Genomic DNA, 9,362 nt, shown 5'->3' on the forward strand with positions numbered 1-9,362 from the left:
GCCTGCTGCGCCGCGGGCGTGGCCTTCTCGGCGGCCTTCTCGACGGTCTTGCCGCCGGTCTCGCCCGCCACCCCGGTCACGGTCTGCGCAGCGCCGTCCAGGGCGGTCACTCCGCCGAGGTCGGGGGCGGCGGGCAGCCCGGGAGCCGCGCTGGCGGTACCGGCCGCACCGACCCCGGCGGCCGCTCCGGCGGCGACGAGCAGCGCGGCACGGGCGATCCGGCGGGTCAGGGGGAGGGACATGGTGCTCCTTCGAGGGGGAAGAACAGCTCGGACGCCGTGACTACCGCTCGAAGGCCGGGAAGGTTGCGGCGCGCCCCGGTAAAGACTCGGTAACGCGTCGCATTATCGGATGGGGAGGAAAGCGGACGAAGGTCTCCCCGGTGCGGCGGATGAAGAACCGATTCCGCCCTGTGCTGCCCGGGCACGGCCCGCTTCTGCCGACCGCGGCGCGCCCGGCTCCGCACCCGTCAGCACCGGGCACCGCGCATGACCCCTGCGAGTGAGGGCCCGCACTACCGCCCGGTGGTGATCCGCACCGCGTCCGGCCCGCCGGCCGGCTTCCCGGAGCCCTTGGCGTCGTCCTGCCGCCACGTGCTGTCGGTGGTCCCGGCCACCCACACCCGGCCCGCGTAGGACACGCGCTGTATGCGGAGCTCCGAGGCGTTGGCCACCGCCCAGTGCGCGAGCTGCCAGCCTCGGGCCCCGGCCCGCCGGGAACCGCCCGCCGCGCCGTCCCGCGCGTCGTCGACCGGCAGCGTCAGCGTCCGCCCGTCCGGCTCGACCGTCACGTCCGGGGCGCTCGGGGACGGAGTGGGCTTCGCCCCGTCGTCCACCTCGGCACCGGCCGGCTGGAGCAGGTCCCGCCCGAAGTCCCGGGCCAGCGCGGCCTGCACCGCCTCGGTGCCCGACGCGCGCGTCGCGCCCGGACGCCCCTGGCAGGTCAGCGTCGCCGCCGACCGCCCGGTCAGCGCGGCGGCCAGCAGGGCGGCGTCCGGCTCGTGCTTGGCGTACGCCTGCGGGAACCCGCTGCGCTGCACCTTCTGCGCGGCCACGGTCAGCGGCAGCCGGGTGTAGCCCGGCACCTCCTCCAGGCCCTCGTAGAACTTCTCCGCCGAGTACACCGGATCCATGATCTCCTCCGGCGTGCCCCAGCCCTGCGACGGCCGTTGCTGGAACAGGCCCAGCGAATCCCGGTCGCCGTAGTCGATGTTGCGCAGCGTCGACTCCTGGAGCGCGGTCGCCAGCGCGATCGTCACGGCCCGCTCGGGCAGGTCGCGCGCGGTGCCCACGGCGGTGATCGTCGCCGCGTTCACCGCCTGCTCGGGAGTGAACTCGTAGGTCGCGCCGTCACCCTTGGCGGACACGACCTTGCACCCGGGCCCGCGCCCGCCCCCCGTCACGTACTGCACCACGAGGTATCCGGCGACCGCGAGCATTACCACGAAGGCCGCCCCGAAGCGGAAGAGGCGGCCCCGACGTCGTCTGGAAGGAAGCGGCGGCTCTGACACGCGTACAAGGTACTGGAGAGTACGGAAACGTGTGAGCCGGGTGTGAACAGTCGGCCCCGGCCTGCCGCGTTAGGGTCGGGCCATGGCCGACACCCCGCTTGACCTCACGCTGGACGCCGCGCGCCTGACCGCGCAGCTCGTCGACTTCCCGTCCGAGAGCGGCAACGAGAAGCCCCTCGCGGACGCGATCGAGGCCGCCCTGCGCGCCCTGCCGCACCTCACGGTCGACCGGTACGGCAACAACGTGGTGGCCCGCACGCACCTCGGGCGGGCGGAGCGCGTGATCCTCGCCGGGCACATCGACACCGTCCCCATCGCCGACAACGTCCCCTCCCGCCTCGACGAGGACGGCGTGCTGTGGGGCTGCGGCACCTGCGACATGAAGTCCGGCGTCGCCGTCCAGCTGCGCATCGCGGCCACCGTCCCGGCCCCCAACCGCGACCTGACCTTCGTCTTCTACGACAACGAGGAGGTCGCCGCCGACCTCAACGGCCTCGGACACGTGGCCCAGGCGCACCCCGAGTGGCTGGAGGGCGACTTCGCGGTGCTGCTCGAACCCTCCGACGGCCAGGTCGAGGGCGGCTGCCAGGGCACCCTCCGGGTGCTGCTGCGCACGACGGGGGAGCGGGCGCACTCGGCGCGCTCCTGGATGGGCTCCAACGCCATCCACGCCGCCGCTCCGATCCTGGAGCGCCTGGCCGCCTACGAACCCCGCTACCCGGTGATCGACGGCCTGGAGTACCGCGAGGGCCTCAACGCGGTCGGCATCTCCGGCGGCGTGGCCGGCAACGTCATCCCCGACGCGTGCGTGGTCACCGTCAACTTCCGCTACGCGCCCGACCGCACGCCCGAGGAGGCGCTCGCCCACGTGCGCGAGGTGTTCGCGGACTGCCCGGTCGCCGAGTTCACCGTCGACGACCACAGCGGCGCCGCCCGGCCCGGCCTGTCCCACCCGGCCGCCGCCGCGTTCATCGAGGCGGTCGGCGGCACACCGCAGCCGAAGTACGGCTGGACCGACGTCTCCCGCTTCTCGGCCCTCGGCGTCCCCGCCGTCAACTACGGCCCCGGCAACCCCCACTTGGCGCACCGCCGGGACGAACGCGTCGAGACCGCCAAGATCCTGGCCGGCGAGGAGCGGCTGCGTTCCTGGCTGACGGCATGATCGCCGATCCCACCGGTGTGGTTTACACCGGTGCGGGGCGGACATGCTGAGGTCCCCTGTACGTAACCCGCGTAGATCTACGCTGAGGTGGAACAACCTGGCACACGGAGGGAGCGCGCATGATCACTGGCAAGCCGGAGGGCCCGCAGCAGCCGCCCGAGGAGCAGCGTCTCGGTCCGGTGCTCCGCAGGCGGGACCAGGTGCAGACGAGCACCACCGACCAGCGGCTGCTGGACGAGCGCGCCCCCAGCGGCTGGGTCCACACCGACCCCTGGCGCGTGCTGCGCATGCAGTCGGAGGTCATCGAGGGCTTCGGCTCCCTGTCCGAGCTCCCGCCCGCCATCAGCGTCTTCGGCTCGGCGCGCACCCCCGAGGACTCCTGGGAGTACGAGACCGGCGTCAAGCTGGGCCGCGGCCTGGTCGAGGCGGGCTTCGCGGTGATCACCGGGGGTGGCCCCGGGGCCATGGAGGCGGCCAACAAGGGCGCCCTGGAGGCGAACGGCGTCTCGGTCGGCCTCGGCATCGAGCTCCCCTTCGAGCAGGGGCTCAACCCCTACGTCGACATCGGCCTGAACTTCCGCTACTTCTTCGTCCGCAAGCTGATGTTCGTCAAGTACGCCCAGGGCTTCGTCGTGCTGCCCGGCGGCCTCGGCACCCTGGACGAGCTGTTCGAGGCCCTCACCCTCGTCCAGACCCAGAAGGTCACCCGCTTCCCCATCGTCCTCTTCGGCACCGAGTACTGGGGCGGCCTGGTCGACTGGCTCCGCGACACGGTCATCGCCCAGGGCAAGGCGGCGGAGAAGGACCTGATGCTGTTCCACGTCACGGACGACGTGGAGGAGGCGGTGGCCCTGGTCTCGAAGGAGGCGGGCCTGCCGGAGGGGCGCCAGGGCGGCGCCTGAGCGGCCGGCCGTGACGCGGCGGGCCCCGTGTGCCCCCGTGCCCGCCGCGGACGTGAGTGCGGCCCACCGCCGTCCGGCGGTGGGCCGGCGCGACCGGCCCTACGCCAGTCCCCGCCGGGCCACCGCAGGGGGCCGGTGCCCGGCGATGGACGCCACCATGTCGAGGACCTGCCGCGTCTCCGCGACCTCGTGCACCCGGTACACCTGCGCCCCCAGCCACGCCGACACCGCCGTCGTGGCCAGCGTCCCCAGCACCCGCTCCTTCACGGGCCGGTCCAGGGTCTCGCCCACGAAGTCCTTGTTGGACAGCGACACCAGCACCGGCCAGCCCGTGGCGACCATCTCGCCCAGCCGCCGTGTCGCCTCCAGGCTGTGGCGGGTGTTCTTGCCGAAGTCGTGCCCGGGGTCGATCATCACCGACTCCCGCGGCACCCCCAGCGCCACCGCCCGCTCCGCCAGGCCCACCGTGCGCTCCAGGATGTCGGCCATCACGTCGTCGTACGTCACCCGGTGCGGCCGGGTCCGCGGCCGGGCGCCGCCCGCATGGGTGCACACCAGCCCGGCGCCGTACCGCGCGGCGACCTCCGCGAGCCGCGGATCGACCCCGCCCCACGCGTCGTTGAGCACGTCCGCGCCCACCTCGCAGACGGCCTCGCCGACCTCGTGCCGCCAGGTGTCCACGCTGATCACGACGTCCGGGAAGCGCCGCCGGACCTCCGCCACGAACCCGACGGTCCGCCGGGCCTCCTCGTCGGCGTCCACCTCTTCGCCCGGCCCGGCCTTCACCCCGCCGATGTCGATGATCGCGGCGCCCTCGGCCACGGCCTGCTCCACGCGGGCGAGGGCCGGCTCGTCGCGGAACGTCGCCCCCTGGTCGTAGAAGGAGTCCGGGGTCCGGTTCACGATCGCCATGATCACCGGCTCGTGCGGCTCGAATTCCCGCCTGCCCAGCCTGAGCATCCCCTGTGACCTCTCCTCGTCCAGTCCGGCCCCGGTCGTCGGACGGCGGCCACCGGCCGCCTGCGACCCCTACTGTCAGACTCGCATGGCACGATCGGAGCCACACACCCGACTCCGACAACATCCGACCGTGGGGGCCCCACCGATGGTGATGTTCTTGTTCCTGGTCGTCGCGCTCGCCGTCGTGGTCACCGCGGTGACCCTGGCGGTGGTCGGCGGCGGTGAGAAGGGCCCGCTGCCCGAGGCCGCCCCCGAGCGGCTGCGGGACGCCTTCCCGCCGGACCGCCCCGTCAGCCGCGCCGACGTGGACGTGCTGCGCTTCCCGCTCGCAGCCCGGGGCTACCGCATGGCCGACGTGGACGACGCCCTCGGCCGCCTCGGCGCCGAACTCGCCGAGCGGGACGCCCGGATCGCCGACCTGGAGGCTGCGCTGGCCGGTGCCCGCGCCGCGGCCGCCCACATGTCCCTGGACAAGCCCGCCCCCCGGCCGGAGACCGGACAGCAGTGACCGGCACAGCAGCCCTCACCGGCCCCGACGGCGCCCCGCGCTGCCCCTGGGCCCTGTCCACCCCCGACTACGTCGCCTACCACGACGAGGAGTGGGGACGCCCGGTCCACGGCGACGACGCCCTGTTCGAGCGGCTCAGTCTGGAGGCGTTCCAGTCCGGGCTGTCGTGGATCACGATCCTGCGGCGCCGGCCCGGCTTCCGTTCCGCCTTCGCGCAGTTCGACATCGCCCGGGTCGCCGAGTTCACCGAGGCCGACCGGGAGCGCCTCCTGGCGGACACGGGCATCATCCGCAACCGCGCGAAGATCGACGCCACGCTCGCCAACGCGCGCGAGCTGGCCGGCTGGGCCCCCGGCGACCTCGACGCGCTCATCTGGTCCCACGCACCCGACCCGGACGGCCGCCCGGTACCGCGCACCCTCGCCGACGTCCCCGCGGTCACGCCCGAGTCGACGGCCCTGTCCAAGGCCCTGAAGAAGCGCGGCCTGCGCTTCGTCGGCCCGACGACGGCGTACGCGCTGATGCAGGCGTGCGGCCTGGTCGACGACCACCTGGCCGACTGCGTCGCGCGGCGGGGCCGAGCAGGCCGCCCGGCCCCGCCGGGGGGTCAGGCACGGGCCTAGCGGCCCAGGTACTTCGGCTTCTCCTTGTTCACGAACGCCTGCACCGCGATCGCGTGGTCCTGCGAACCGCCCGCCCGGGTCTGGAGCTCGTCCTCCTTGACGAGGGTCTCCGCCAGGGAGTGACCGAGGCCGTAGGCCACCGACTCCTTCAGCGCCGCGTACGCCACCGTCGGGCCCCCGGCCAGGGCCCGCGCCACCTTCTCCGCCTCCGCGCGCAGCTCCGCCGCCGGCACCAGCCGGTTGGCGATGCCCAGGTCGTACGCCTCCTGCGCGGAGATGTTGCGCGGGAACAGCAGCAGGTCGGTGGCCCGGCCGGGGCCGACCACCCGCGGCAGCGTCCACGAGATCCCGGAGTCCGCGGTCAGCGCGACCCCGGCGAACGACGTGTTGAACGCCGCGGTGTCCGCCACGATCCGGTAGTCCGCCGCCAGCGCGAAGCCGAACCCGGCGCCCGCGGCCACCCCGTTCACCGCGGCGACCACCGGCTTGGGCGCCTCTGCCAGCGCCGTCACGATCGGGTTGTAGTGCTCGCGCACCGTGCTCATCGTCTGCCCCGAACCGGTCTCCCGGTCCTCCAGCAGCAGCCCGATGTGCTCCTTCAGGTCCTGCCCGACGCAGAACGCCCGGTCACCGGCCGCGGTCAGCAGCACGGCCCGCACGGCGTCGTCGCCCGCGGCGGACCGGACCGCGTCCCGGAGGGCGACCTTCGCCGCGACGTTCAGCGCGTTCATCGCCTCCGGGCGGTTCAGCGTGATCGTCGCGAGTCCGTCGCTCACCTCGTAGAGCACGGTGTCGGCCATGGCGTATCCCCTCCAGCTGGCGGCTCCGGGACGTACCGGTGGGTACGCCCCTGTCTGCAGGACAGCATGACGGACATCACCGGCCGCGGACGGCACCGGTCGTGTGACCTGCGTCAAAGAATTCCGGGTCGATTTCGTTCCGCGGACGGGTGTGCGGCGGCGCAGTATCGCAGTCACATCCCCGAATTGAGTGGTTTTGCTCGCGCGCGTTGCCCAAGCGATGCCGACCTATGTTGGTCATCGGGTCCTGCGATGCGGGATAATGGCCTGGAAGCAATGTGTTCGATGCCGGTGCGGTGAGTCCTGTCCTTCAGGACCGCAGATGCCCTTCGTGGGCCGTCGGCTAGACGGTTGAGCTGGGTTTCAGGAAGGGGAACGAGCATGGCGGCCATGAAGCCGCGGACGGGTGATGGCCCGCTCGAGGTGACCAAGGAGGGGCGGGGCATCGTCATGCGCGTTCCGCTCGAAGGCGGCGGTCGGCTCGTCGTCGAGCTGACCCCTGACGAGGCCGACGCGCTCGGCGACGCCCTCAAGAAGGTCGTCGGCTGACGCGCAAGCGACCATACCCTTTCAGCCGCCCCGGCGCCGCTCCTGGTGCCGGGGCGGCTGTTTGCGCAGGTGGGAGGCTGTGCCCGGGTGATCGTGGGGGCCTGGGCGGCCGTCAGCGCTTCACCGCGCAGAGCAGTCCGTCCCCGACGGGCAGCAGGGAGGACACCAGCTCCTGGCTCTCGCGCACGGCACGCACCAGCTCCCGCAGCCGCAGTACCTCGGTGGGCTGCGGTCCGGAATCCACCGTGCGGCCGTTCGCGAACACGCCTTCGAAGGCGACCAGGCCCCCGGGGCGCAGCAGGCGCAACGATTCAGCGAGATAGTCCTGGTACTCCAGCCGGTCACCGTCGCAGAAGACCAGGTCGTAGCCGGCGTCCGCGAGCCGCGGCAGCACCTCCAGGGCGCGGCCGGGGATGAACCGCGACCGGTTGGCGGCGAACCCGGCGTCCCGGAACGCCTGCCGGGCGAACTGCTGATGCTCCGGCTCCGGGTCGACCGTGGTCAGGACGCCGTCGGACCGCATGCCGTGCAGCAGATGGATGCCGGAGACACCGCAGCCGGTGCCGATCTCGGCGACCGCCTTGGCCTCCACGGTGGCAGCGAGCAACCGCAGGGCCGCGCCCGTGCCGGGCGACACCGAGCGCAGGCCTGCCTGGCGGGCCCGGTCCCGGGCCCAGTGCAGCGCCTCGTCCTCGGCGACATAGGCGTCGGCGAACGCCCAGCTCGTCTGCCGGTTGGCGGTAATGACCCTCTCCTGTCCCCGTGAATGCCTGGCGTGACTGTATCCGTTGGCGTCGGGAACCCGCAGATGGGACCGGTCGTTTAAAGGGAGAGAACGACAGGTGCGACAGGACCGGGGGGCGGGGAGTGGACGAGCACGCGGGGCACATGCCGACGGAGCCGCACGAGCCGGACCGGCGCAGATCAAATTCTCGTAAAACCGCTTATCCGGAGCTAACGGGCGAGGTGGCTATGGTAGGGGCTCCACTGGACACCACCAGAGCCGATAGGGGAGGTGCGGCTGTACCTGTGGATCGGGGAGGAGTGCTGAGGCGCTTCCTTGGATCGGCGGGCAGGCCGAAATCCGTGAACGACACCGCTGCCGACCACAGCCGCGCCGGCGACCCGGCCCAGACCGCGAGCTTCACCACCGACGCGGACGGGCAGGCGTGGACTCCGCCCACCTGGGAGGAGATCGTCAGCATGCACAGCGGGCGGGTCTACCGGCTCGCCTACCGTCTGACCGGAAACCAGCACGACGCCGAGGACCTCACCCAGGAGGTCTTCGTCCGCGTCTTCCGCTCCCTGTCGACCTACACGCCGGGCACCTTCGAGGGCTGGCTGCACCGCATCACCACCAACCTCTTCCTGGACATGGTGCGGCGCAAGCAGCGCATCCGCTTCGACTCGCTCGGCGAGGACGCGGCCGAGCGGCTGCCCAGCAGGGAGCCCTCGCCCCAGCAGGTCTTCAACGACGCCCACTTCGACGCGGACGTCCAGCAGGCGCTCGACACCCTGGCCCCGGAGTTCCGCGCCGCGGTGGTGCTCTGCGACATCGAGGGGCTGTCCTACGAGGAGATCGCGGCCACCCTCGGCGTCAAGCTGGGCACGGTCCGCTCCCGCATCCACCGCGGACGCTCGCAGCTGCGCAAGGCGCTGGCCCACCGCTCGCCGAAGGCGCGCGCGGAGCGCGGCTCCCTCGTGCCCCGTGTTCCCGCACTGGGAGGAGGGGGCGCGAGCGCGTGAGCGGATCACTGCCGAAGTCGTCCGAGGGACACCTCGCAGAGCAGCATCTGGGAGACCGACTCTCCGCCCTGGTGGACGGAGAGCTCGGTCATGACGCGCGTGAGCGCGTACTGGCGCACGTCGCCACCTGCGCCAAGTGCAAGGCGGAGGTGGACGCCCAGCGCCGCCTGAAGAACGTCTTCGCGGAGGCGGCCCCCCCGCCGCCGTCCGAGAGTTTCCTCGCCCGCCTCCAGGGCCTGCCCGGCGGAGACCCGGGCAGCGGGTCCCCGCTGTTCGGCGGCGGGCTGCCCGGCGGCGACCAGGGCGTGTTCGCGGGACGGCGCGGCGACCGGTTCGAGTTCGCCTACGCGCCCGCCCGGCCGCACGGCCCGGCCGAGCCCGGCAGCCGCGGCTTCCGCATCCACGACGTCAGCCGCCACGAGACGGACCGGCCGGCCTCCCGCGGGCTGCGGTTCGCGTTCGTCGCGGCCGGAGCGGTGTCCCTGGCCGCGGTCGCCCTCGGCGGTGTCACGTCGAGCATGGTCCCCGACGCCGAGGTCCGCGGCTCCGGCAAAGGCAGCAACGTGACACCGGCACGCACCCAGGGCACGGGCGCGGCGACG

Annotated in this window: 11 protein-coding genes and 1 pseudogene; 7 read left to right on the plus strand and 5 right to left on the minus strand. The window is 73.0% G+C overall.

The annotated features are described in order from the left end of the window. Positions 1-242 (minus strand): annotated as a pseudogene (locus tag G3I53_RS30680) (ATP-binding protein); the annotation flags it as partial. A 272-nt stretch (positions 243-514) separates the two neighbouring features. After that, positions 515-1,510: a heavy metal transporter gene (locus G3I53_RS30685; protein ID WP_164333791.1), complete on the minus strand. Its 996-nt coding sequence runs from the start codon at positions 1,508-1,510 to the stop codon at positions 515-517. An 82-nt stretch (positions 1,511-1,592) separates the two neighbouring features. Here G3I53_RS30685 and dapE point away from each other — a divergent pair, with 82 nt between their 5' ends. Together dapE and G3I53_RS30695 are read left to right on the plus strand one after the other, a co-directional pair. Further along, the gene (gene dapE / locus G3I53_RS30690) at positions 1,593-2,672 is read left to right on the plus strand and encodes a succinyl-diaminopimelate desuccinylase (RefSeq protein WP_164333792.1); all 1,080 of its coding nucleotides are present in this window, start codon (positions 1,593-1,595) and stop codon (positions 2,670-2,672) included. 119 nt (positions 2,673-2,791) lie between these two features. Next, the gene (locus G3I53_RS30695; protein ID WP_164333793.1) at positions 2,792-3,574 is read left to right on the plus strand and encodes a TIGR00730 family Rossman fold protein; all 783 of its coding nucleotides are present in this window, start codon (positions 2,792-2,794) and stop codon (positions 3,572-3,574) included. Positions 3,575-3,673: 99 nt separating this feature from the next. Here G3I53_RS30695 and folP read toward each other — a convergent pair whose 3' ends face one another. Next, positions 3,674-4,534: a dihydropteroate synthase gene (gene folP / locus G3I53_RS30700; protein ID WP_164333794.1), complete on the minus strand. Its 861-nt coding sequence runs from the start codon at positions 4,532-4,534 to the stop codon at positions 3,674-3,676. Between the two features lie 145 nt (positions 4,535-4,679). On the opposite strand from folP, the gene G3I53_RS30705 reads away from it, so the two are divergent. Together G3I53_RS30705 and G3I53_RS30710 are read left to right on the plus strand one after the other, a co-directional pair. After that, the gene (locus G3I53_RS30705; protein WP_164333795.1) at positions 4,680-5,042 is read left to right on the plus strand and encodes a DivIVA domain-containing protein; all 363 of its coding nucleotides are present in this window, start codon (positions 4,680-4,682) and stop codon (positions 5,040-5,042) included. Then, positions 5,039-5,665 carry a DNA-3-methyladenine glycosylase I gene (locus G3I53_RS30710; RefSeq protein WP_164333796.1) on the plus strand — a complete coding sequence of 209 codons (627 nt, stop codon included), beginning with the start codon at positions 5,039-5,041 and terminating at the stop codon, positions 5,663-5,665. The genes G3I53_RS30705 and G3I53_RS30710 overlap by 4 nt, the downstream gene beginning before the upstream one ends. Here the strand turns inward: G3I53_RS30710 and G3I53_RS30715 are convergent. Next, positions 5,662-6,465 carry an enoyl-CoA hydratase-related protein gene (locus G3I53_RS30715; protein ID WP_164333797.1) on the minus strand — a complete coding sequence of 268 codons (804 nt, stop codon included), beginning with the start codon at positions 6,463-6,465 and terminating at the stop codon, positions 5,662-5,664. The two genes, G3I53_RS30710 and G3I53_RS30715, sit on opposite strands and share 4 nt — an antisense overlap. A gap of 381 nt (positions 6,466-6,846) precedes the next feature. On the opposite strand from G3I53_RS30715, the gene G3I53_RS30720 reads away from it, so the two are divergent. Beyond that, the gene (locus G3I53_RS30720; protein WP_003966491.1) at positions 6,847-7,014 is read left to right on the plus strand and encodes a DUF3117 domain-containing protein; all 168 of its coding nucleotides are present in this window, start codon (positions 6,847-6,849) and stop codon (positions 7,012-7,014) included. A gap of 112 nt (positions 7,015-7,126) precedes the next feature. On the opposite strand, the gene G3I53_RS30725 is transcribed toward G3I53_RS30720, so the two are convergent. Continuing rightward, on the minus strand, positions 7,127-7,822 hold the full coding sequence (locus G3I53_RS30725) for an O-methyltransferase (protein ID WP_164333799.1): 696 nt from the start codon (positions 7,820-7,822) through the stop codon (positions 7,127-7,129). A gap of 278 nt (positions 7,823-8,100) precedes the next feature. On the opposite strand from G3I53_RS30725, the gene sigE reads away from it, so the two are divergent. Both sigE and G3I53_RS30735 read left to right on the plus strand, forming a co-directional pair. Then, positions 8,101-8,760: an RNA polymerase sigma factor SigE gene (gene sigE / locus G3I53_RS30730; protein WP_164333798.1), complete on the plus strand. Its 660-nt coding sequence runs from the start codon at positions 8,101-8,103 to the stop codon at positions 8,758-8,760. After that, the coding region (locus G3I53_RS30735; RefSeq protein WP_343240718.1) for a zf-HC2 domain-containing protein at positions 8,757-9,362 on the plus strand (606 nt) is incomplete at its 3' end. The genes sigE and G3I53_RS30735, both read left to right, overlap by 4 nt.

This window comes from Streptomyces sp. SID14436 (assembly GCF_010548465.1).
GTDB lineage: Bacteria > Actinomycetota > Actinomycetes > Streptomycetales > Streptomycetaceae > Streptomyces.

Excerpts from the sequence above, each read along its gene's own strand:
- dapE (WP_164333792.1), top strand. The coding sequence starts at position 1,593 with ATGGCCGACACCCCGCTTGACCTCACGCTGGACGCCGCGCGCCTGACC.
- G3I53_RS30695 (WP_164333793.1), top strand. The coding sequence starts at position 2,792 with ATGATCACTGGCAAGCCGGAGGGCCCGCAGCAGCCGCCCGAGGAGCAG.
- folP (WP_164333794.1), bottom strand. The coding sequence starts at position 4,534 with ATGCTCAGGCTGGGCAGGCGGGAATTCGAGCCGCACGAGCCGGTGATC.
- G3I53_RS30705 (WP_164333795.1), top strand. The coding sequence starts at position 4,680 with ATGGTGATGTTCTTGTTCCTGGTCGTCGCGCTCGCCGTCGTGGTCACC.
- G3I53_RS30715 (WP_164333797.1), bottom strand. The coding sequence starts at position 6,465 with ATGGCCGACACCGTGCTCTACGAGGTGAGCGACGGACTCGCGACGATC.
- G3I53_RS30720 (WP_003966491.1), top strand. The coding sequence starts at position 6,847 with ATGGCGGCCATGAAGCCGCGGACGGGTGATGGCCCGCTCGAGGTGACC.